The sequence below is a fragment of the Gilliamella sp. Occ4-3 genome (assembly GCF_001690675.1).
Classification (GTDB): Bacteria; Pseudomonadota; Gammaproteobacteria; order Enterobacterales; family Orbaceae; genus Gilliamella; species Gilliamella bombi.
Map to the genome: position 1 here is coordinate 1 of NZ_LZHR01000016.1, position 23,192 is coordinate 23,192.

The 23,192-nt window shown below is 34.1% G+C and carries 20 protein-coding genes; 6 read left to right on the top strand and 14 right to left on the bottom strand.

What is annotated here, in order from left to right:
* Positions 1–660 precede the first annotated feature (660 nt).
* The 4 genes from thiI to trmL all read left to right on the top strand — a co-directional run bounded on the left by thiI (position 661) and on the right by trmL (position 4,866).
* Positions 661–2,109: a tRNA uracil 4-sulfurtransferase ThiI gene (gene thiI / locus A9G44_RS01285; RefSeq protein ID WP_065608937.1), complete on the top strand. Its 1,449-nt coding sequence runs from the start codon at positions 661–663 to the stop codon at positions 2,107–2,109.
* A gap of 118 nt (positions 2,110–2,227) precedes the next feature.
* Positions 2,228–2,950, top strand: a complete 723-nt coding sequence (locus tag A9G44_RS01290) for a response regulator (RefSeq protein ID WP_065608938.1) — start codon at positions 2,228–2,230, stop codon at positions 2,948–2,950.
* 28 nt (positions 2,951–2,978) lie between these two features.
* On the top strand, positions 2,979–4,361 hold the full coding sequence (gene cpxA / locus A9G44_RS01295; protein ID WP_065608939.1) for an envelope stress sensor histidine kinase CpxA: 1,383 nt from the start codon (positions 2,979–2,981) through the stop codon (positions 4,359–4,361).
* 19 nt (positions 4,362–4,380) lie between these two features.
* A complete protein-coding gene (gene trmL, locus A9G44_RS01300; RefSeq protein WP_244178553.1) occupies positions 4,381–4,866 on the top strand; it encodes a tRNA (uridine(34)/cytosine(34)/5-carboxymethylaminomethyluridine(34)-2'-O)-methyltransferase TrmL in 486 nt (161 codons plus the stop codon).
* An 898-nt stretch (positions 4,867–5,764) separates the two neighbouring features.
* On the opposite strand, the gene A9G44_RS01305 is transcribed toward trmL, so the two are convergent.
* The 5 genes from A9G44_RS01305 to orn form a co-directional block, all read right to left on the bottom strand.
* On the bottom strand, positions 5,765–7,186 hold the full coding sequence (locus A9G44_RS01305; protein WP_065608940.1) for a cation:dicarboxylate symporter family transporter: 1,422 nt from the start codon (positions 7,184–7,186) through the stop codon (positions 5,765–5,767).
* A gap of 75 nt (positions 7,187–7,261) precedes the next feature.
* Positions 7,262–8,593, bottom strand: coding sequence for a CoA-disulfide reductase (locus A9G44_RS01310; protein WP_065608941.1), 1,332 nt, complete (start codon positions 8,591–8,593; stop codon positions 7,262–7,264).
* A gap of 199 nt (positions 8,594–8,792) precedes the next feature.
* Positions 8,793–9,779: a ferrochelatase gene (hemH, locus tag A9G44_RS01315; RefSeq protein ID WP_065608942.1), complete on the bottom strand. Its 987-nt coding sequence runs from the start codon at positions 9,777–9,779 to the stop codon at positions 8,793–8,795.
* Positions 9,780–9,788: 9 nt separating this feature from the next.
* A complete protein-coding gene (gene waaA / locus A9G44_RS01320) occupies positions 9,789–11,060 on the bottom strand; it encodes a lipid IV(A) 3-deoxy-D-manno-octulosonic acid transferase (RefSeq protein ID WP_065608943.1) in 1,272 nt (423 codons plus the stop codon).
* Positions 11,061–11,065: 5 nt separating this feature from the next.
* The gene (gene orn, locus A9G44_RS01325; RefSeq protein ID WP_034911832.1) at positions 11,066–11,632 is read right to left on the bottom strand and encodes an oligoribonuclease; all 567 of its coding nucleotides are present in this window, start codon (positions 11,630–11,632) and stop codon (positions 11,066–11,068) included.
* Positions 11,633–11,711: 79 nt separating this feature from the next.
* Between orn and rsgA the strand changes: the two genes are divergently transcribed.
* Entirely contained in the window at positions 11,712–12,740 is a 1,029-nt protein-coding gene (rsgA, locus tag A9G44_RS01330; protein ID WP_065608944.1) for a small ribosomal subunit biogenesis GTPase RsgA, read from the top strand.
* Positions 12,741–12,883: 143 nt separating this feature from the next.
* On the opposite strand, the gene A9G44_RS01335 is transcribed toward rsgA, so the two are convergent.
* Both A9G44_RS01335 and dauA read right to left on the bottom strand, forming a co-directional pair.
* Positions 12,884–13,426, bottom strand: coding sequence for an HdeD family acid-resistance protein (locus tag A9G44_RS01335; RefSeq protein ID WP_065560853.1), 543 nt, complete (start codon positions 13,424–13,426; stop codon positions 12,884–12,886).
* A 195-nt stretch (positions 13,427–13,621) separates the two neighbouring features.
* On the bottom strand, positions 13,622–15,295 hold the full coding sequence (gene dauA, locus A9G44_RS01340; RefSeq protein ID WP_065606159.1) for a C4-dicarboxylic acid transporter DauA: 1,674 nt from the start codon (positions 15,293–15,295) through the stop codon (positions 13,622–13,624).
* Between the two features lie 204 nt (positions 15,296–15,499).
* On the opposite strand from dauA, the gene A9G44_RS01345 reads away from it, so the two are divergent.
* Positions 15,500–16,087, top strand: coding sequence for an NADAR family protein (locus A9G44_RS01345; protein WP_065608945.1), 588 nt, complete (start codon positions 15,500–15,502; stop codon positions 16,085–16,087).
* 235 nt (positions 16,088–16,322) lie between these two features.
* On the opposite strand, the gene A9G44_RS01350 is transcribed toward A9G44_RS01345, so the two are convergent.
* From A9G44_RS01350 to fdxH, 7 genes are all read right to left on the bottom strand, one after another.
* Entirely contained in the window at positions 16,323–17,117 is a 795-nt protein-coding gene (locus A9G44_RS01350) for an ABC transporter ATP-binding protein (RefSeq protein ID WP_065608946.1), read from the bottom strand.
* Positions 17,118–17,119: 2 nt separating this feature from the next.
* Complete coding sequence (locus A9G44_RS01355; protein ID WP_065608947.1) at positions 17,120–18,064, bottom strand: ABC transporter permease; 945 nt, start codon at positions 18,062–18,064, stop codon at positions 17,120–17,122.
* Between the two features lie 61 nt (positions 18,065–18,125).
* The gene (locus tag A9G44_RS01360) at positions 18,126–19,103 is read right to left on the bottom strand and encodes an ABC transporter substrate-binding protein (RefSeq protein ID WP_065608948.1); all 978 of its coding nucleotides are present in this window, start codon (positions 19,101–19,103) and stop codon (positions 18,126–18,128) included.
* Positions 19,104–19,333: 230 nt separating this feature from the next.
* Positions 19,334–20,293, bottom strand: a complete 960-nt coding sequence (locus A9G44_RS01365) for an ABC transporter substrate-binding protein (protein ID WP_065608949.1) — start codon at positions 20,291–20,293, stop codon at positions 19,334–19,336.
* Positions 20,294–20,492: 199 nt separating this feature from the next.
* Positions 20,493–21,401: a formate dehydrogenase accessory protein FdhE gene (gene fdhE, locus A9G44_RS01370; protein ID WP_065608950.1), complete on the bottom strand. Its 909-nt coding sequence runs from the start codon at positions 21,399–21,401 to the stop codon at positions 20,493–20,495.
* 118 nt (positions 21,402–21,519) lie between these two features.
* Positions 21,520–22,212 (bottom strand): formate dehydrogenase subunit gamma, encoded by a 693-nt coding sequence (locus tag A9G44_RS01375; RefSeq protein ID WP_065608951.1) that lies wholly within the window; start codon positions 22,210–22,212, stop codon positions 21,520–21,522.
* Positions 22,205–23,179 (bottom strand): formate dehydrogenase subunit beta, encoded by a 975-nt coding sequence (fdxH, locus tag A9G44_RS01380; protein ID WP_065608952.1) that lies wholly within the window; start codon positions 23,177–23,179, stop codon positions 22,205–22,207. Before fdxH ends, A9G44_RS01375 begins: the two co-directional genes overlap by 8 nt.
* Positions 23,180–23,192: the final 13 nt, after the last annotated feature.

Consider the following 23,192-nt stretch of genomic DNA (forward strand, 5'->3'; position numbering starts at 1 on the left):
ATTGTTGAACTATTGTATTAATCATAAGCCTCTCTTACCTTTTTAGTCACATCATACAACATGCTAACATAGCAATAACGGTATTAATTTCTTTCTATTTAAACGTAAAATATTGTTATCAAGTTTAACCATTTTAACTCATTAAATTATTATTGGATAAAATTTAATCATTATTATTAAATAATATATTATGCCTTGTCATATCGTTTATAACGATCAGTTGTTATCTTATTGATCGTTATAAACAATCAATTTAGTCGATAGAGAGGATACTTGTGATATACACAATATGAAGATGATTACGGTTTTGCCATGTGGAATCAGCTAACTCAGATAAAACATTTTTAACTAGTTTCCTTTTGAAGGTTAATACCATAGCCATTAATTTCGTTATTACAATTATTGATAACTAACTTCATAATATTGTTATGATGTAAAGTAGTAGAGAAAACAAAATCTATTAACTTCAAAATACTAAATTATTGCACGAAATTAACGTTCCATAACGTTTAAGTAACGCTCTATGATGATTTTTTGGCTTATTTAGTGTCAAACATAATGTGTCTATAAGTATTACAAGTTAGTTGTGATAATCAATGGTACGTTTCTATCTAAAAAAACGGTATAATATCGCCATTTGTATTATGACAAATTGTATTTATGAAATTTATTGTTAAGCTCTTTCCCGAAATTACCATCAAAAGTGATTCTGTTCGTTTACGATTTATTAAAATACTAGCAAGTAACATTCGTAATATTTTAAAGCATCATATTGAAGATGTTGCGGTTATTCGTCATTGGGATTTTATTGAAGTTCGCCCAAAAGTTGAAAATAGTGAAGCTAAGATACTTGAATTATTAATGCGAATCCCTGGTATACATCATATTCTTGCTGTCGATGAAATCACTTTTGTTGATATGCATGATATTTTTGAAAAAGCATTGGATTATTATGCTCCATTAATTGAAAACAAAACGTTTTGTGTACGCGTTAAGCGTCGAGGTAAACATGAATTTACTTCAATTGATGTTGAACGTTATGTTGGTGGTGGGCTTAATCAACATGTGTCTTCGGCTAAGGTTAAATTAACTCATCCAGAAATCACCGTTCATCTTGAAATCGACAAAGAAAAGTTACTGCTGGTAAAAGGTCGACATGCTGGCATTGGCGGTTTTCCAACTGGTACACAAGAAGATGTTCTTTCGCTCATATCGGGTGGTTTTGATTCTGGTGTATCAAGTTATATGCTAATGCGACGCGGAAGCCGAGTGCATTATTGTTTCTTTAATCTTGGTGGAAAAACTCACGAAATTGGCGTTAAACAAATGGCCCATTACCTATGGAAGCGTTTTGGTAGCTCACATAAAGTACGTTTTATTGCTATTGATTTTTCGGATGTTGTTGGTGAGATTCTTGAAAAAATTGATGATGGGCAAATGGGAGTTATTCTAAAACGGATGATGATTCGTGCGGCATCAAAAATTGCGCAACGTTATAAAGTGGAAGCTCTCGTTACTGGAGAAGCATTGGGGCAAGTATCAAGCCAAACACTTACCAATTTACGTTTAATTGATAATGCTAGTGATACATTAATTTTACGTCCTTTAATCACACACGATAAAGAAACCATTATCAATATTGCGCGTCAAATTGGTACTGAAGATATAGCTAAAACAATGCCAGAATTTTGTGGCGTAATATCTAAAAGCCCAACGGTTAAAGCCGTGAAAGAAAAAATTGAAGCAGAAGAAATGAATTTTGATTTCACGATTTTGGATAAAGCAGTTGCCGAGGCTGAAAATATTGATATTCGTGAAATAGCAAAACAAACTGATACCAAAATTGCTCATGTTGAAACTGTCACAACTCTGAGTACCAATCACGTGGTTATTGATATTCGATCTTTAGAAGAGCAGGAAGATAACCCTCTTATATTGAGTGATATTGAAGTTAAGCATATTCCATTTTATAAGTTAGCAACGCAATTTGGGAATTTGGATCAATCGAAGCAATATTTACTATATTGCGATCGTGGAGTCATGAGTAAGTTGCAAGCGCTTTATTTAATTGACCAAGGCTATAATAATGTAAAAATATTTTCTATATAAAAATTAACAATAATTTACTATATTGTTCGTGATTTTTACATATATAGTAAATTTTTGGATAAAACTATATTTGGTATAAAAATTAATATCAAGAATGAATGAAATAAAGAGGATTGTAATGAGCAGTAAATTACTTGTAGTTGATGATGATCCAGAAATTACTTTATTATTACGAGAACTTCTTGAGTTAGAAGGATTTCTTGTTGAAACAGCGAATAATGGTATTCAAGCTTTAGAAAAGTTTGATAGTACGATAGATCTTATTTTACTTGATATTATGATGCCTGAAATGAATGGACTTAAATTCTTATCTCAACTTAGAGGTAAATTTACGGTACCTGTTATTTTTTTAACGGCTAAAGATAATGAATATGATAAAGTTATTGGGCTTGAGCTTGGTGCTGATGATTACATTCTAAAACCATTTAATGATAGAGAGCTTATTGCCCGAATCAATGCACTTTTGCGTAGAGCGCATTGGGATAATGTAGCAAACGATGAAGCTGAACAACCAATTAAATATACAATTGATAAACTTAATGTAAATCGAAAACAGGGATCTGCTTTTTTTGATAACAAGTATATAGATTTAACGGGTACTGAGTTTCAAGTGTTGCTTACCTTTCTAGAAAATTCGGGAAAGATAATTACACGCGAAAAACTAAGCGAATTTGTTTTGGGTAAAGATTTAACTCCACTTGCTCGCTCAATTGATGTACATGTATCTAGATTACGGAAAAAACTACCGCCTAGGAGTGATGGTTTACCATGGATTAAAACATTACGTTCAAAAGGTTACTTATTTGTAATTGATCGAAATGACGATTTGTTATATGAATAACTTTATAATTAATATCAGATAATATGGTATGTGGCTTTTTGATAAACTAACAATAAGAATTTTCACAATATTTTTATTAACCATAGCTTTTTTTTTAATGTTAATAATGGTTTTGCCGAGTCTTGATGCTCGAAACCTAACCTACTTAGCAAACAAAGATAAAGAAGCTGGTAATATGCTTGCGCATCAGATTGAAAATGATCTTATTAATGTACCAAAAGATAGTTTTCGGTGGTGGATGCGTTTTATTGTTGTTATGGATAGTCATCAAAAACCAGGTCAATTTTTATTTATTGTTACCCCTAATGAACAAATCATTACCGCTGAAACAAAAAATATTGATTTAATCAAAAACTTTAGTGAAAAATCCCATGATGTCAAAGATCCTGCAAAAAAAATTTATGATTCTCAAGAAATTATAGGACCTTTTCTCATTCATTATGCTAATGCTGAATATCAATTATATATCCTACAACAAACTACAGATATTCAATCTCAATTAGTCAACTTTATATTTGATCATCCTCTTTTACTATTAACTTTGACCATGCTAGCAAGTTCTCCTTTTTTACTATGGCTATCTTGGAGTATTGCAAAACCTGCTCGAGGGCTAAAAAAAGCAGCAGATCAGGTTGCGAAAGGAAATTTACAAGAGTGGCCTGAGCTAGAACAAATAGGATCGTCTGAATATAAAGCTACTGGGGCTAGTTTTAACCATATGCTAAGAGAGCTTAAACGAATGCAAGAAGTACAGCAACGTTTGTTTTCAGATATTTCTCATGAATTACGCACTCCCTTGACTCGTTTGCAACTTGCCACATCGCTATTGCGACGCAAACAAGGTGAAAGCAGTGAAGTTATACGTATTAATAATGAAGCGATAAAATTAGATTCTATGATTGGTGATTTATTGTCATTGGCAAGGCAACAATATGACAATAATGAAATTCGTGAATTTAATAAAATTAATATTCTATTTAAACAGGTGCTTGATAATGCCGCTTTTGAAGCAGAACAAATAGGCAAAAAGTTAACCGTGACAAATTTTCCAACCAACCATACCATATTATGCTATCCAATTGCTTTGTGTAGCGCACTTGAAAACGTTATACGCAACGCATTTCGCTATTCAAATAAACAGATCGATATTAATTTTGTAGCACAACAACAAAAGCTAACAATTACAATTGATGATGATGGTCCAGGAGTTGCTGAAAGTGAACTAGAACAAATTTTTAGACCTTTTTATCGTACAAGCGAAGCTCGAGATCGTGAATCTGGCGGAACGGGATTAGGGCTCGCTATTGTAGCTAACGCTATCATACGTGATCACGGTACTGTAAAAGCAGAAAAAAGTCATCTTGGTGGGCTTAGAATTGTGATAATATTGCCAATTCATAAACATCAATAAATAATAAATGAGAAAAGTTGTGTCAAATTCAGCCTTAAACATCGTTTTATTTGAACCCGAAATTCCTGCTAATACAGGAAATATTATCCGTCTTTGTGCTAACACTGGTTTCAATTTACATATTATTGAACCTATGGGTTTTTTCTGGGATGACAAAAAGTTAAGACGAGCTGGGCTTGATTATCAAGAATTTGTTGATGTAAAACGCTATAAAAATCTCAACCATTTTTTAGATGCCAATCAAATAGACCTATCAACACAAGTTTATGCTTTAACCACAAAAGGACAAAAACCACACAGTGAAGTCGATTACCAGCAAAATGACTTCTTAATGTTTGGGCCAGAAACCCGAGGCTTACCAAAAAACATACTTGATGCACTACCACAAGAGAAAAAGATCCGCATTCCCATGCTCGCCACTAGCCGTAGTATGAATTTATCTAATTCTGTTGCCGTTGTGGTTTATGAATCATGGCGTCAGTTAAATTATATGGGTGCAAAATAAATTTTAGTCTTACTCAGTTGTTGGATAAATACCGACGTTGGGAAAAAAAGCAATATTCAAACCTTTCGGTGCGGTTAAAATAATTATTGTTTTATAAAAACCTTTTATATAGTTCATTTATTTTATTAATGTTTTTTGCTCTTAATTTAAGTCAAATAGTTATGTTTTTTAGAATTAGACTTAGGAGCGGACGTTTTGGCTTTTTCGGTGCAGTTTATCGGCTAATCCCCTAAATTGGAAGTAGCTATTGTAGCTATTCTACTCACTAATAGATAAAATGTTTGAAACCTCACCGATCCCCAAAATTTTCTATTACCATTTGATTTACCAAAAAATTCAATAAAATCAATAACCAACCTGAACGATTTTAGAGAAAAAAACATTCCTACAACACCGCATGTCAATATACCTATCTTTAAATCTTAATTTTTTATTCTTTCGATTGTTGCATTATTAACTTTTATAAGTTTACCTGCTTGTTTTACCAAATTACGGCATCTATACAAATACAATCACGTAAACTACATTCTAATTTACCGCTATTATTAATCTATGCACTTATGCTATATCCAAAATTAAAACTACCGAACTTATCAAGATTCTATACATTTAATTTTGGCTCTTATCGGTTCGCATAAATTAAAAAAATAACTGCCTTTAAATTGATTTATATGTAGTGATCCTCACAAAAAAAAGGCAGAAGTTACCGCTATGACATAAATACAAATCATAGCGGGACAAATATCATAGGCAAAAAATTTAGCATCAAATTCAAACCAATATTCAGAAAATCTGTTTCCCCAAAAAAATCGTTCAACACCAATAATAGCAAAACAAAAATTTGATTATTATCTTGAAATTTGTTGTTCTATTTCACTCATAACAACAGCCATTACAGTTAAGCTTCTGGCTGATCGTTTTCAAGAGTGATATCGGGGTCGTTGTACACTGCCATATTCATAAGACCAATTTCTTTATCGGTTGCGACAGCGGCTGTCATAGCGCCAGATACATTAGCTAAAGTTCTTGCCATATCAATAATTGGATCAACAGCTAAAACCATACCAATTAATGGGAAGTATTCGGCCATGCCCATACCTGATAAAACGACGGTTGCGGCAACTGTTGCCGTGCCAGGAATTCCAGCTATACCAATTGAACCAATAACCACTACAATGACAAGCATAATATAAAATTGGATATTAGTATCAATGCCAACCATATGAGCTACCATAACAGCAAGTAAAGCAGGAAAGAAACCGGCACATCCATTCATTCCCATGGTACTACCTAGAGAGCCAACTAAATTTGCGGTACCTGTATTAACACCCATTCGGACGGTTAGTGTTGAAATAGTCATTGGTAATGAACCGACAGAGGAGCGACTTGTAAAGGCTAATAACCATGTTCCTAGCGCTTTTTTTATAAACATGATTGGTGAAATACCATGAATCACAATAATGGCAACATGTACAATCAACATAATCAATGTGGCGATGTAGATCGCAGCAACAAAACTTGAAACCTGAATAATTGCGGGTATTCCGTTAGAAATGATGGTGCGAGCAAGTAAAGCAATTACTGCATAAGGCATGTATTTTATGACTGTCATCGCAATCGACATGATGATCTTATAAAGTGCTTCAATAAACGTTTTAAATAGGGCAATCGGTTGTGAGTTTTTCTTTTCCATTCTGTTGGCGGCAATCCCCATTAAGGCAGAGAAAATGACCAATCCAACAATATTTTCGTTTACCATTGATGCAATAATATTGCTTGGAATTAGATTTATAAAGGTATCAATAATATTAGTGTATTGTTTTGCCTGAGCTTGATGTACAGAACTTGAGCTTATTTCACCTAATGCAAATAGATTAGCTAACAAAATACCAACAATACAGGCAATTGCTGTTGTAAACAGTAACCAAAAAATTCCTCTGAATGCGATTTGGGGTAGATTTTTTTTACCAGAGAAATCAATAATTACTTTAACAATAGATACAAATATGAGTGGTATCACTAACATTCGGATAAAAGCAATAAATGCTCGACCAAATAGTCCATACCAAGTTGCGGTTTCTTGCATCCAGATTGTTGATGTGTCAGGAAATCCTGCTACAGCTTGAATACTTAAACCAAGCACGGCACCAAGGATTAATCCAACTAACATACGTATTGAAAAATTAACCTTTTGCTTTTGTAATGGCCTCATTACTGCAAAAAAACAGATGAGCAGTAACCCAATACCAATTAATGTCTGGTAATGAGTAATAGATAAGAACTTTTCAAAAAAGACTCCTTGAAAAATAGCATCTGGCATATTTAATCCTCACCCTTTAATAATAAATTTAATTATCTAGTAAAATATTTATTGATAGGTTTATTAATACCTATCTTATTTTGCAATTGAGCCTGCAATATTTAAAATATCCCATGGTCTGGAAAATGGTGGAGCATAAAGAAAATCTATCATGGCTAATTCATCAATTTTCAAATTCGTCCATATTGCGGTTGCAAGGGTGTTGACCCTTAATGCCGCACCTCGTCCTCCAGCTATTTGACCACCTAAAATCACTCGAGTGTCGGCATGATAGATAAGTTTTGCTGTTACACTTGTTTGACCGGCAACATAGTTGCTGTGATTTTTATCTTTAACTATGACAGTTTTATAAGGAATTCCAGCTTTTTCGGCTTCGCTTTCAGTTAAACCTGTTCGTCCTGCTTCAATATCAAAGACTTTTAAGGCTGAGGTACCAATAGTGCCAGGATATTCACAATTTCCGCCACCTAAATTTTCGCCTACAATTTTGCCTAGCTTGTTCGCCCCTGTAGCAAGTGGAATATATACCATTGAATGACTAACTCTATGGTGAAGGGCAACACAATCTCCAGCAGCATAAATATCTGCCATATTAGTTTGTCCAAAGCTGTTGGTGATTATGGCACCATTTGCAAGTGTCTTGATACCAAGGTTTTTATAGATATCATTGTTTGGCTTAACACCGGTTGCAATAATGACAACATCGGCTGGATATCGTGATTTATCAGTAATTACATGTGTGACATTGTGTGATCCTTCAAAGCCAAGTACTCGCTCTTGCAAATGTAGATCACAATGTTGTTTAATATTTTCTTCAATTAGTTCAGTAACTTGCCTATCAAATGCATCGATAAGAATTCTGTCATCCAATTGAATCAATTTGACGTTTTTTTGTAAAGCAACAAGCGATTCAGCTATTTCAAGCCCAATATAGCCAGCACCGATAACAATCAAATTTTTGATATTTGAGTTGGATAATGTCTGTTTGATAGCTAACCCGTCATGCAGGTTGCGTAATGTGAAGATATTTTTTAGTTGGCTATTTTCAAAAGGGGGAATGATGGGACTTGCACCAACTGCAAGTAGTAACTTGTCATAGCTATCATCAAAGCAATTGCCAGTATTGAGATCTTTAACAGTTAATTTTTTTTGATTAGTATCAATAGCAATGACTTCATGTAAAGTTTTTATTTCAATATTATCTTTTTGAAATTGCTCAGGCGTTCGGGATATCATTTCGTTGGCGTCAGTAAAGTGGTTACCAATAAAATAAGGTAAACCGCAAGCACCAAACGAAACAATATCTGATTTTTCATAAATACGGATGGTTGCCTCAGGGTTCATTCTTTTAGCCTTTGCAGCAGCACTTGCGCCTGCAGCTTGAGCGCCAATGATGATTATTTTCACTTAATTTTCTCCTCAGTGCTCAGATACTGAATTATAAAATAATGCCTTATCATACGCCATAGATTACTTAGGTGATAGATAGTTAGCACTAATATTCGTTAATTTAAAATTTCATTCGTTTAAAAATCAACATTTACCTATTTAGTGTAATTTTTAAGTCGTATCATTTTTGTCAAAAAGTTTCAGGTAACTATGTGTTTCAGTATAAATTATTAAGTATAGGTGGCTGAGTTTGGTTGATTAATGCCATGATTAAATTAATTTGTAAGTCTGTGTCATTTAATGTGGGAATATAATAAAATGATTTTCCACCTGCATTTAAAAAGATTTCTCGATTTTCTTCGTCAATTTCGTAAATAGTTTCAATACAATCTACCGAAAATCCGGGACAGATGACGTGCACATTGTTAACACCACTTTTTGCTAATGTTTGTAGTGTATCGCTGGTACTTGGTGTAACCCATTTGCCTTTTCCAAATTTCGATTGATAAGCCATTTGAATTGGTATATTTATGTTATTTGTTCGGCATTTTTCGATTAATAACTGTGTGGTCATTTCACAACGTTGAATATAATCCTCTTTTCGTTTGTAAATATAACGCTCAGGAATACCATGATAAGAAAGTATAAGCACTTCAGGCTCGCCTTGGCATTGAAATGCTTGCTTAATTTGTAAATAAAGTGCATTGATATAGCTTGGATGATCGGCATAATCACGAATATAGTCAATACTATTTATGATTTTGTCGGTTGCTATAACTTGTTTAAGTTTATCAAGTACAGCGAGTGTTGTGGTCGTTGAGTATTGTGGGAAAAGTGGCAATACCGTAATTTTTGAACATGATTGAAGCTTGTTCAATGCAGATTGAATATTGGGTTCACCATAGGTCATGGCTAATTCACATTGAATATTTGGTAAGTGGTGTTGTAATTTATCACATAATAATTGGCTGTAATGAAGTAAAGGTGATGAGCCATTTATCCAAATTTTTTGGTAATGATGAATAATATAAGGCACTCGCTTAGGTATTACAAGGTACTTTAAAATCGGATACCAAAACAGTTTCGGTAAATCAACGACATGGCGATCGAGTAAGAACTCGGTTAAATACCGTTTTATTGCATCTGGTGTTGCCGCGTTTGGTGTACCTAGATTAATAAGCAATAACCCTTGTTTTTTATTCACAAGTAATCCTTATTTTGAGCAAAGATAATAGTTGATAATGTTAAAAAGCCTATGTAGTGCGCCTTGATTTTGTTTTAATACTTGATACGCTTGTTCGCCAATTTGTTGACTACGCGTTTTATTTTCTAAAAGCCCATTAATCGCTGAATAAAGGGAATCGGCTGTGCTAGCACAAATGATCATGCCATCAGCTGAAATAAGTTGCTCACAAATCACTTTAAAATTGAAAAAATGTTCGCCACTAATGATTGGGATGTGGTGAAGTGCGGGTTCTAATGGATTATGCCCTCCATGTTTCACTAAACTGCCACCAACGAAGGCGATATCGGCAATACCATAAAGTTCTATTAATTCTCCCATCGTATCACCCAAAATGACTTGGGTTTGTTTAGCAGGAATTTGGCCGCTACTGCGGTTTATATAATTTAATCCGCAATCATTAATTAATTTTTCGACGGTTTTAAAGCGTTCTGGGTGGCGGGGGACAATAATCAATAATAAATTGGGATATTTTTGTAATAACCGCTTAAAGGCAGATAAGATGATTTCATCTTCTCCATTATGTGTACTTGCGGCAATAAAGATAGGGCGGTCTAATTGCCACCGCTGTTTTAGCGTTTTGATTTTTTGCTGTTGTTGATCTGTTAAATCAATATCAAATTTAATACTACCGGTTATTGTTAAGCGATCACGAGGTAAACCCAGTGAAATAAAACGTTCCCCATCTTGCTTATTTTGTGCGGCAATTGCACTAATTTTTGATAGTAAATTGCTAATGGATCGCCCTAGTTTACTGTATCGATTAGCTGAACGTTCTGATAATCTGGCATTGGCAATAATTAGCTGAATATTTCGTTTATAACACTGACAGATAAAATTAGGCCAAAGCTCAGTTTCCATAATGATCACTAATTTGGGCTTAACCGTATTTAAAAAACGATTTATCGCGCAGGGCAAATCATAAGGTAAATATACATGGCTGACGCTATCACCAAGTAATGACTTAACTTGCTCTGAGCCTGTTGGCGTCATGGTGGTAACTGTGATAGGTAAACTAGGATACTGTTGTTTAAGTGCTTTGATTAGTGGGATGGCTGCTATCGTTTCACCCACCGATACGGCATGCACTAAAATACCGTTAGATTTAACTTTATTTTTGCAAAAACCATAGCGTTCAAGCCAACGCTTTCGATAAGCTGGTGCTTTACGACTACGCCAAAGCAGTCTTAGCCAAACCAGTGGTTGAATCAAATATAATAAAAAAGTATATAAAATTTGCATACTAATTATAAGTTGGTTAGATCAAAAAAGTGTTCACGATAATAAACAAGTTCAGCAATTGAGTCACGAATATCATCAAGAGCTTGATGAGAACTCTGTTTGCTAATCCCTTTTAGTATTTCAGGTTTCCAACGTTTAGCTAATTCTTTAATTGTGCTGACATCTAAATAGCGATAATGAAAATAACTTTCTAAATTAGGCATATAGTTAAATAAAAAACGACGATCTTGCCCAATAGTATTACCACAAATTGGAGAGCTGTTTTCTGGTACCCATTGTTTTAAAAATTCGATGGTTTGTTGCTCGGCCTGTTGTTCACTAATAGTACTTTTGCGAACACGCTCAATAAGTCCTGATTTGCCATGGGTGTTTTGGTTCCACTCATCCATTAATGCTAATTGCTCATCAGATTGATGAACTGCAATCACAGGTCCTTCAGCAAGAATATTTAAGTTAGAATCGGTAACAATGGTTGCGATCTCAATAATGCGATCAGTTATTGGATTGAGTCCAGTCATTTCAAGATCTATCCAAATAAGATTGTTACTATTAATTTGAGATTGTTTGTTCATAATTTGCTATAGAGATTTTCTTTTTGATACTGAGTAGTGTAGCATAACTGACAATCTGTTTTAGTAAAAAATGAGTACTATGGCAAAAAATAAACTATCCAATAATCAAAAAAGACGTGTAGCAGCAAAACATCAGCAACGATTAGCAATAAAGCAAGATGAGAGTCTAGCAAATTTTTCGTCACCTCGTGACGGTGTAGTAATAAGTCGTTTTGGTAAGTCTGCTGATGTTGAAGATAGTGCAGGTCTTATTTATCGTTGTAGTATTCGTCGCACGTTACCTTCGATAGTCACTGGTGATAAAGTAGTATGGCGCGAAAGTGTAGAGCCAAACACCAATGGTATTATTGAAGCGGTTCACCCGAGACATTCTGAACTTGTCCGGCCTGATTTTTATGATGGCGTTAAACCCGTTGCCGCAAATGTTGATCAAATCGTGATTATTTCGGCTGTCTTGCCAGAATTATCACTAAATATTATCGATCGTTATTTAGTTGCTTGTGAATGCACGGATATAAAACCTATTATTGTTTTAAACAAAATTGATTTACTTAATGATGATCAACGCACTGAAGTTGAAAAAAAGTTGACGATTTATACTCATATCGGTTATCAAGTTTTGTATGTCTCATGTCAAAATCAACAAGGCATTGCTGTATTACAAGAAGTTTTGCAAGGTAAGATTTCCATTTTAGTTGGGCAGTCTGGTGTGGGAAAATCAAGTATTATTAATTTACTGTTACCTCATCAATCACAATCAGTTATGACTGGAGGTATTTCAGAAATATCCGGACTTGGTCAACATACAACTACTTCCTCTCGGCTTTACCACTTACCAAATGGTGGAGATATTATTGACTCACCAGGGATCCGCGAATTCGGTTTATGGCACTTAGAGCCTGAACAAGTGATTAGTGGTTTTAAAGAATTTGATAATTATTTAGGCGGTTGCCACTTTCGCGATTGTAATCACTTTGATACGCCAGGTTGTTTACTACAAAAAGCAGTACAAGACGGTAAAATTGCACCATCAAGGCTTGATAACTATCATCGGATTTTACAGACAATGCAAGAAGTTAAGGCAAAAACTAACAAAATCTATAAATAATCAGCTTAATTCATGTATAACAAAAATTAAATAAGTTGTATTTGTGTTCGAGTCATTACTGTAATTACTTGCTGCTCACAATTAGTGGTAACCTTCTTGAAAGTCATTGCTAGATTGTGAGCAACGAATATGTTATTTAACATCTATTTTTTTAATGCAAAACCAATAGCTACATATGCCCAACCTTGGAAAATAAGGTCAATACCTAGAAACATACCTAATACCCAAAGACTGTCATATGGCCAACCTGCAATAATCATAAATCCTAAAATTAATGTAATAATCCCTGAAGTTAAAACCCATCCCCAACGAGGTAAATTGCGGTTATTCATAGCCGCAAATATTTGTGTAAAGCCGCTCATAATTAGCAAGAATGAAATCACCAATGTTAAGGCTGATGAAACCGCAACAGGTTGGAAAAATGACATTAGACCAATAAAAATGTATAAAATTCCCATTACTGCCCATAATGCTGACTGACCAAAATCTTTAATACGAAATGAATGTAGCGCTTGGGCAATACCTGCAATTAAAATTAATGAACCAATAAAATAAACAGAAAAGACGGTTGCCATGAACTGATAACCTAATGCTAAGCCCCCCAATATAATTAAAATAACACCAACTAAAATAAACCAGCTTGATTTTTCTTTAAGATTGTAGACTTTGTTTTCGTTAGATATCATGTTATTTACCTATTTTTATAAGTTAATTTTGGATTTCAAATTAAAATCACTTTTTAAGACTTATAGTTTGTCAATGGTGATTTAGTAAATGAAAAGAAAGGTAGTGAAGGTACAATTTATTGCACAGTAATTAGTTTCTGTTCAAACTGTTACTGTGCATATAAATTAGTTAATATAATAAATCTAATTTTAGAATTAATCTTTATCTTTCAGTGCTTCTTCTAGCGTTGAATAGAACATTAGTTTGTTAGAAATTGGAACAATTTTTGCGCGAGCTAATGTTTTTAATGGTTGAAACTGTAACTCACAAATTGATAGATCAACTTGTTCAGGTAGTTCATCAATAAAATGAATTAAAGCATTGAGCCCACCAGCATCAAGAATAGGTACCGCATCCCATTGTAGCACTATGTGTTCATATCCATTAATCTTTTGATAGATTTCTAAAAATGTACGTTCAGCGGCAGCAAAAAATAGTGGCCCGTTAATACGTAGCACTAAGGTTTTATCGTTACTGCGATTAAGTTCAACTAAGCGAGTCATGCGGGCGATACGGCGCATAAATAGGATTGAAGCAAGTATAATCCCAAGTGTAATTGCAATCACCATATCAAATAGCACTGTTAACGACATGCAAATAAGCATAATCAAGATATCATCTTTAGGAGCACATTTGATAATATAAATGACGCGTTGAACTGCACTCATATTCCATGCCACGATAAGTAATAATGCCGCCATAGCAGAAAGTGGGATAAATGATAATGCTGGTGCGAAGCAAATAAGAGCAAGTAAAACAACTAAAGAATGCAAAACGGCTGCAATAGGCGAGGTTGCACCTGCTTTGACATTTGCCGCTGAACGTGCAATAGCCGCTGTTGCTGAAATGCCACCAAAAAATGGTGCAATAATATTACCTAAACCTTGGCCAATGAGTTCACTATTTGAGTGGTGTTTAGTGTGTGTCATTTCATCTAATACCACAGCACAGAGTAATGACTCAATTGCGCATAACATTGCCATGGTCAGTGAAATTGGCAGTAAGGCAGTAAATGTTGACCAATCCCAAGTAAAATCAGCGTGCTGCCAAGGTAAAATAAACTCTGGTAGAACAGAGGGTATGCCATGACCTATCGTATTATCAGCTAGTGTATAGGTAAATCGTGAACCAATTGTTTCAATTTGATAGCCAAATTGATTAAAAATAAACATGACAGCAATACCAGCAATTAGAGCTGGTAGGTGTCCTGATATTTTAAGTCTAAGTTTTGGCCATACTATTAACACAATCAGTGTTACTACACCGACTAAAGTGTCAGCAATATTAATGGTTGGTAGTGTTTTAGCTAGTTCCGTAACTTTACCAATATAACTTTCTGGCATATGCTCAAGTGTTAAACCAAAAAAATCTTTAATTTGCATGGTTGCTATAGTTATGGCAATACCCGATGTGAAACCTAATACAACGGGTAAAGGAATATATTCGATTAATCTACCTAATCGAATTAATCCCATTAATACAAGAAATATACCGGATAGCAATGTTGCAATTAGTAGTCCAGATAATCCGTATTGTAATGATACAGGGTATAAAATAACTACAAATGCTGCTGTAGGTCCAGAAACACTAAACCTTGAACCACCCGTTAATGCAATGATAAAACCACCTATAATTGCTGTGTATAGACCATGCTGTGGTGGTACACCACTAGCAATAGCTAGTGCCATTGCTAGTGGTATAGCAATAATCCCAACAGTTATTCCAGCTATTAAATCTTTGATAAAACGAGTTGTGTTGTAAGGGGTACTTATACATGCAGATATAAATGCACAGCTAATTTTTGTACCAGAAAGACCATATAATTTCATTGTTTGTAATTAAAGAGATGTTGACTTGAATTCTTAATAAGATAATCTTTTTTAAAAAAAATAAAAGAGCGTTATAAAAATAATCGTCTTTTTTTGTAAATTTTTTTCAGAAAAAGTTTAATTAAATCATCTATAATACAATACTCCTACATAAAGCGATTTCGGAAAAAATATCTTATGAATTTTTAAAGGACTATTTTAACTATGAAATATAATCAACCCGATGTTTTTCTAAAAATTGTAGATATTGATGAGTTATGCCAACGTTATAAAACAGGAGAAAGATTTAAATATGTATATTTTTGGGGACATAACCAAAGAGAGCCTTCGTCTATAATTACAAAATCTTGCTTTAGCCAATGGTACCCTAGCGGATTTACTGTTAATGATATTTATTATGCTACAGCTGAACATTATATGATGGCAGCAAAAGCAAGATTATTTGAGGATAAAGAAATATTACAAGAGATCCTTAAAGCTAACAATCCAGGCCTTGCTAAATCATTGGGACGCCAAGTCAGAGGATTTGTTGAAAAAATATGGGATGAACAATGTTTATCTATTGTTATAGAGGGTAACTTCGCAAAATTTTCTCAAAATCGACAATTAGCTGATTTTTTATTATCCACTCAACAAAGAGTTTTAGTTGAAGCTAGTCCCACTGATAAAATTTGGGGAATTGGTTTAGCTCAAGATGCTCCGAATATAGATAACCCATTGACATGGCAAGGTAAAAATTTATTAGGGTTTGCTTTAATGGCAGTTCGACAAAAATTAAAAATGTGTTATTAAAATAGCCAATTAGAATTTTTGAATTTGTTTTAAGATTAAATGATTGTTAACTTAATATTATTTCTTTGATGTTATAGAATATTTTATACGTAAACATCAGTAGCTTTATTACAATTTGTATTAACAAGTAAATATAATGGCTCTATGAATAGCAAGATATGACCAGAATAAAATTTGCATCAATAAGTTTGGAAAAGCAATATTTTTGATAGAAATATTGCTTTTTGATTTATTGTTAACCTAAAAGTAATGCATCATCGGTAACTTTTTCACCACGTGTTCTTTCAAACATATCTAATAAATCCGTTACAGTTAATTTAGCTCGTTGTTCTCCAGATACATCAAGCACAACTTGTCCTTGATGAAGCATTACCGTTCGGGTGCCATATTCTAAGGCTTGTTTCATAGAATGAGTCACCATCATTGTTGTTAATTGGTTTTTTGAAACAATTTCATTGGTTAGCTCTAAAACAAATTGTGCAGTTTTAGGATCAAGCGCTGCGGTATGTTCATCAAGCAATAATATTTTAGATGGCTGTAAAGTTGACATTAACAAACTAATAGCTTGCCTTTGACCTCCAGAGAGTAATCCCATCATATCCGATAATCGATTTTCAAGACCTAAATTTAAAGTAGCAAGTTTTTCTTTAAATATTGATCTGATATTGCTATTAAGAGCTGAAGATAAGGTAAAACGATATCCTCGGTTATAAGCTATAGCGAGATTTTCTTCAATAGTTAAGTTTTCACATGTGCCAACCATTGGATCTTGAAATACTCGAGCAACCATACCCGCCCGCTTCCATGCTGGCCAGCGAGTGACATTTTTACCATTAATAGCAATTTTTCCTGAATCAGGAAGTAAATCACCACTAATCACATTCAATAAAGAACTTTTACCTGCTCCGTTACTACCAATTATGGTAACAAATTCACCTTCACTAATATTCAGGTTTAGTCCTCGTAATACATGATTTTCAATTGGTGTACCCTGATTAAAAGTTAATTGTAATTGTTCAACTTTAATCATGCTTACTTACCTCTTATTTTTGCGTGTTTTTTAAATTGCTTAGGCACAACAAGAGCTAGCACAACTAGTATCGCCGTAATTAGATTTAAATCTTCTGTTCCAACACCGATTTCTTGTAAAAACTCATTACTAAGTGCAAATGCAATAAATAAACGATATAAAATAGAACCAACAATAACTGCTAGCATCACAGCCCAAATTCGTTTAGCGGGGAATAAGCTTTCGCCAATAATAATTGATGCAAGGCCAATTACAATTGTGCCAACACCAATGGTGATATCAGCCCCACCTTGTGTTTGTACAAATAATGAACCACCGAGAGCAATTAAACCATTTGATATAGCCATACCAAGAATTGTGACTCTTCCAGTTGGAATACCTTGCGATTTTGCCATTCGTTGGTTGGTGCCAGTTGCTCTTAAAGCCAATCCCATTTGGGTATTTAAAAACGCATTGAGTAAAGCCCAAAACACAATGACAAATCCTAGTGCCATGAGAGGTTGTACAATATATTGGTTGCTGTAATCTTCAGAAATAAATGGTGAAAATATAGTTTTGGCATCAAGTAAAGAAAGATTAGGGGATCCTGCCATTCTTGATGTTTCATCCATAATATACGGACCAACACCTAATATTCTTAAATTGATAGAGTAGAGTCCTATCATTACAATAATACTTGATAATAATTGAAGAATATTGAGTTTAACATACAGTATTCCTGTCATTGCTCCAGCAAGACAGCCAGCAAACATACCTAATAACGTTGCAATCCATGGATCGATACCGATATAAATGCATAATCCACATATCGCTCCACCAAGAGGAAAACTTGCATCAGCAGTAAGATCTGGGAAATCAAGTAAACGAAACGAAATAAATACACCCAAACTCACCAACGCATAAATAAGCCCAATTCCAATTGAGCCTAATAAAAATTCAGAAGACATGAAAAAAATCCATAAAAGTTAACCGCCAAAGTTGGCGGCTTAGTTATAAAAAAAGTAAAAATTATTTTTCAACAATTTTGGTAGCTGATTTTAATACATTTTCAGATAATATAACACTTTGGCGTTCGGCCGCTTTTTTATTAATTGTTAATTGAGTAACATTACCCACTTGTGGTGGAATATCACCAGGATTTTCGCCGTTAAGTATACGGATAACAATTTTACCAGCTTGGCGACCAAGATCATAATAACTCATGCCTAAAGCGGCAATAGCACCACGTTCTGCCGATTCTGGGTTGGATGCAATAAGAGGAATTTTACTTTCATTAGCCACTTTTGCTAAAGCTTCATAAGCAGAAACCACATTATTATCGGTAGTAGTATAAATCATATCGACCTTACCTTTTAAACTTCTAGCTGCGGTAGATATATCAGAAGTGCGTTGCGCAGGAGCGGCAATAATTTTCATACCTCGTTTTTCTAGCTCATTTTGTAATTGTTTTAGTATGATTGTTGAGTTAACTTCGCTAGGACTATAAACATAACCAATGTTTTTAGCCTCAGGTTTTATTTTTAACATCATATCGATTTGAGAATCTAGTGATAAGGCGTCAGATACACCTGTTACGTTTGTTTTTGATGCATCCCAACTCGGGGTTAATTTTGCTGCTACGGGATCGGTAACGGCAGTGAAAACAATAGGAATAAGTTTTGTTGTAGCAACTAATGCTTGCGAACTTGGCGTGGCAATTCCTACAATAACATCTGGTTTATTTGCTACAAATTGTTTAGCAATTTGGGCTGCATTTGCACTACTACCTTGTGCGCTTAAAAATTGTAACTTTAAATTTTTTCCAGCAATATAACCGCTATCTTTTAACTCATCCTCAACACCTTTACGCACATTATCTAATGCGGGATGTTCAACAATTGCTGTAATGGCAACAAATTTTTGTTCGGTTTTAGACTCAGCGAAAGAATAAAATGTTGCTAACGATAAACTAAGTAACATACAAAGTTTAATGATAGAATTACGCATAGAGCACTCCTGTAATGTTTTTTTTACAATCAAGCTAAATATTAAGTTACTATAAAACAAAAAAAGATAATTTTCTAGTATAAAAACAGCTATGAGTGTAAATTTTTTATTACACATTGTCGGTGATTTGATGTTAATCCAGTTATTGGATTACTGTAGGTTATATTTTTTGCTCACCTAACTACTAAGTGAGCAAAATTGTTAATTAATTTTAGTGAAGTAGGGCTTGATTATTTTCCTATGACTTTGTCAGCAGATTGAATTACCTCAGGAGGCAAAGCAACCCCTTGTTTTTTAGCTGCATCAGTATTAACAACAAGGCGTAATGCTTTCCCTATTTCTGGAGTTATACTTCCTGGTTTTTCACCTTTTAATATACGCACAACAAGCTTACCTGATTGGCGTCCTACATCATAGTAGCTCATGCCGTATGCAGCAACGGCTCCTCGTTCAATCGCATCAGGGAACGATGCTAAAAGAGGAATTTTATTTTCATTTGCAAATTTGACTAATGACTCATAGGCTGAAACAACATTGTTATCGGTTGTCGTGTAAATTAAGTCTACTTTACCTTTTAATGTATTGGCAGCAGTTGAAATATCAGCAGTTCGTTGAGCAGGTACCGCAATAAAATTAATATTTTGTTGAGATAAAAGAGTTTGTAGATTTTTTAATACCACGGTTGAATTAATTTCACTTGGACTATAAATATATCCTACTGATTTAACATTAGGTACAATTTTTTTCATAAATTCAATTTGTGGACCAATTTCTTGATAATCTGATACACCAGTAATGTTTGTGCCAGCAGGTTGCCAATCTTTAATTAATTTAGCGGCGATAGGATCGGTAATTCCAGCAAATACAATAGGAATTTGTTTGGTCGCTGCAGCTGCTGCCTGTGCACTTGGTGTCGCAATTGCCACAATAACATCAGGTTTTGCTGCTACAAATTGCCTTGCAATTTGAGCGGCAGTAGCGCTACTTCCTTGTGCACTTTTGTATTGGACAGTTAAATTCTTGTTTAACGTATAACCGCTGTCTGCCAATTCATCTTTAACACCATCACGGATTTGATCTAATGAAGGATGCTCAACAATTGCCGTAATCGCCACATTTTTAATTGTATCTGCAAAACTTAAAAAAGGTGTAAGCAATAATATTGTTACCAATAAAATAAAACGTTTCATGAATTAAACTCTCAAACTAGTACATTAGTTTAATTCTAGCTTTATTAATCAAAAATGTGAAGTTGTATTTTATTTAATTGATGATCATGTTACAAAATAATCGTTATTGCAAAATAGTTAAATAATTAATGAGCTTTGAATGAATTATTTCATATTCGATATAATGCCTATAAAACTATATTATCAGTATCTTTGTTTTTTATTGAGCAAATATAAAAGGATTTATCCCACTTTTAGCAAACCCTTCTTCTTCGGTTTTGATATCTAATATCAGCGAAGCAATATCATCCGCGATGACTTCAATATGAGGATCTTTATCTTGATCAAATATTTTTAAATAGCTATGGCAAGCATCACAACACTCGGTTTTAATTGCAGCGAGTTCTTTTTCTAAGGAGAGGTATTGTATGTCCTTCATATTATCGCAACAGGTACATTTAATTCTAGGTACATACCATTCACTTTCACATAAACTACAATGTAAATAGCGTAATCCGTTGTTACCGCCTAATTGAATAATGCTAGCAGTAGGCATACTATTACAAACTGGACATAACCAGAGTTTATCTGTATTTTCTGCGATAGCTTTACTTTTAATTTGACTAGCCAGTTGGCAATAATAAACAGATAATGATGACCAAATAAATATTGCTTCATTACCATCAACTTTATCAAATTCTCCTTTAAGCAAATGTAATGCTTTATTTTGTAATTCTAAAGTGCTATTTTTTTTAAGCTGTTCAATGACTATAGCGATTTGCTGCGTGGTATCAGAAAATGAGTCGAGTAATGAAGTAAAGTAATCTTGCCAAGTATCTTTAAGAGGTAAATTATCTAAACTAAGTGGAGAATATTCGCTATTTAATAAACACGATACATCAATATCTATAGGCTTATGTTTAACTAAATTGGCTTGTTGTTCAGCTATAATTGCACAAAAATTCAAATAATCACTAATTGGATTATTGTTTGCAAGAGTTTTTAAACGTTCTGCTCGATGAGCATAAAGTGTTTTAGGTGATGGATAAAATAGTAACGGGATTTGTCTAATAACTGAGTTTGTAGCTTGTTGTTCAAGTTGTTCTTGGGGGATAATTTTTATACTCATTATAAATGCTCATTGATTGTGATTTTATTCATCACTGCTTTTTATTTTTTTACTATTAAAATGACACCGCTGATAGTTACTATCAGCGGAAAATACCATTATAGATGCAGGCAAGTTACTATGCTGGTTTATGCTTAATATCTGTAGATTCTTCTTCAGATTTAGCCTTTAACTTTAGTTCATTTTGATAGATCTTTTCCATTTCTTCTTCATACCAAGTTGAATGATTTTTTTGTGCCCAAGCACGCGAAACATAGCCAGTTATCATCCCTTTAATGGAACCTTTAACCCAAATTGCCATATAAGCATGACCAATTGCAAGCAGGATTAAGCCAATTGCAGCAAGAGAATGAAAAAATATCGCAATACGGACAACTGGAACAGAAAAATTATCCGCAAAATAACGGCGCCACATGATGAGGCCTGTAACAAATAAAACTAAAATTAACCCCATAATGCACCAAAATAAAAACTTTTGTCCTACATTATATTTGCCTATTGGAATGCCTCTTTCTTTGCCCAAAATGACATGTTTAAAGTTTTTAATCCATAAAAGATCATTTTTATTTGGAATATTATGGTGAGCAAGTTTTATAAACATAAACATGAGTAAAACAAAAACAATGCACCCTAAAAATGGATGCAATGCTCTTACTAATTGTGGCGTACCAAGAAATAATCCAAACAGTTTTATAGATGGAAAAAATAAAGATAAGCCAGATAGCGCAGTCAAGATAAACAGACAGACCATACACCAATGACAGAAGCGAACAATAAGTGGTGTTCTTAATATCATGCTTTTCTTATCCATGATGATTCTCCAGTTGTGATGAATTAGAGTCAATTTTCTGTTCTAAAACAGGCAAACCTAAACGCTTTCGAGCTTGTTTATCTGCTTCTTTTTCTTCTTCAATGTCTTCTTCATCAACTTCAATTGCACCAACACCCATGTAATGGAACAGCAAACCGCCAAAAGTTGCCACAAATGCAGCTGCAGATAACGGTTTCCAAATACCCTTCCAAAATCTAACAATTTCACTAATTTTAGGGTCTTTTGGTAAGCCGTGATACAATTCTGGCTGATCTGCATGATGAAGAACATACATAACATGTGTTCCCCCAACCCCTTGCGGGTTATAAAGACCAGCATGTTCAAAACCACGTTTTTTCAAATCTATAATTCTGTGTTCAGCATGGCGAATCATATCTTGTTTAGTACCAAAGTGTATAGCGCCAGTAGGACAAGTTTTAACGCAGGCGGGTTCTTGACCAACAGCAACGCGATCAACACATAATGTACATTTATAGGAGTGATTATCTTCTTTACTAATTCGTGGAATATTGAACGGACAACCTGCTACACAGTAGCCACAACCAATACAGTGTTCCGATTGAAAATCAACAATACCATTAGCATATTGAATAATAGCACCTTCTGATGGGCATGCTTTCAAACAGCCAGGATCAGAACAGTGCATACAGCCATCTTTACGAATTAACCATTCAAATTTTCCATTTATCTCGACTTCTGAATACCGCATTACAGTCCATGCTTTTGGCTCTAAATCAGCAGGATTATCATAAACACCAACAGTATTGCCAACTTCTGCTCGAAGGTCATTCCATTCACTACAAGCAACCTGACATGCTTTACAACCTATACAGGTGGTCACATCAATAAGTTTTGCAACTTCTTGTTGATAGTCCCTAGCTCGTGGCGCTGGAGTTAAAGCATTAGTTGCTGAGCGGCGTATAATATCTTGAGTTTGTAATGACATAATTTATCCTCCC

Coding starts and splice junctions, on each gene's coding strand:
- orn (WP_034911832.1), bottom strand. CDS start 11,632: ATGAACAAACAATCTCAAATTAATAGTAACAATCTTATTTGGATAGAT.
- cpxA (WP_065608939.1), top strand. CDS start 2,979: ATGTGGCTTTTTGATAAACTAACAATAAGAATTTTCACAATATTTTTA.
- A9G44_RS01355 (WP_065608947.1), bottom strand. CDS start 18,064: ATGTCTTCTGAATTTTTATTAGGCTCAATTGGAATTGGGCTTATTTAT.
- waaA (WP_065608943.1), bottom strand. CDS start 11,060: ATGCAAATTTTATATACTTTTTTATTATATTTGATTCAACCACTGGTT.
- A9G44_RS01365 (WP_065608949.1), bottom strand. CDS start 20,293: ATGAAACGTTTTATTTTATTGGTAACAATATTATTGCTTACACCTTTT.
- A9G44_RS01305 (WP_065608940.1), bottom strand. CDS start 7,186: ATGCCAGATGCTATTTTTCAAGGAGTCTTTTTTGAAAAGTTCTTATCT.
- A9G44_RS01375 (WP_065608951.1), bottom strand. CDS start 22,212: ATGGATAAGAAAAGCATGATATTAAGAACACCACTTATTGTTCGCTTC.
- fdxH (WP_065608952.1), bottom strand. CDS start 23,179: ATGTCATTACAAACTCAAGATATTATACGCCGCTCAGCAACTAATGCT.
- rsgA (WP_065608944.1), top strand. CDS start 11,712: ATGGCAAAAAATAAACTATCCAATAATCAAAAAAGACGTGTAGCAGCA.
- A9G44_RS01350 (WP_065608946.1), bottom strand. CDS start 17,117: ATGATTAAAGTTGAACAATTACAATTAACTTTTAATCAGGGTACACCA.
- A9G44_RS01345 (WP_065608945.1), top strand. CDS start 15,500: ATGAAATATAATCAACCCGATGTTTTTCTAAAAATTGTAGATATTGAT.
- dauA (WP_065606159.1), bottom strand. CDS start 15,295: ATGAAATTATATGGTCTTTCTGGTACAAAAATTAGCTGTGCATTTATA.
- fdhE (WP_065608950.1), bottom strand. CDS start 21,401: ATGAGTATAAAAATTATCCCCCAAGAACAACTTGAACAACAAGCTACA.
- A9G44_RS01290 (WP_065608938.1), top strand. CDS start 2,228: ATGAGCAGTAAATTACTTGTAGTTGATGATGATCCAGAAATTACTTTA.
- A9G44_RS01335 (WP_065560853.1), bottom strand. CDS start 13,426: ATGATATCTAACGAAAACAAAGTCTACAATCTTAAAGAAAAATCAAGC.
- A9G44_RS01360 (WP_065608948.1), bottom strand. CDS start 19,103: ATGCGTAATTCTATCATTAAACTTTGTATGTTACTTAGTTTATCGTTA.
- thiI (WP_065608937.1), top strand. CDS start 661: ATGAAATTTATTGTTAAGCTCTTTCCCGAAATTACCATCAAAAGTGAT.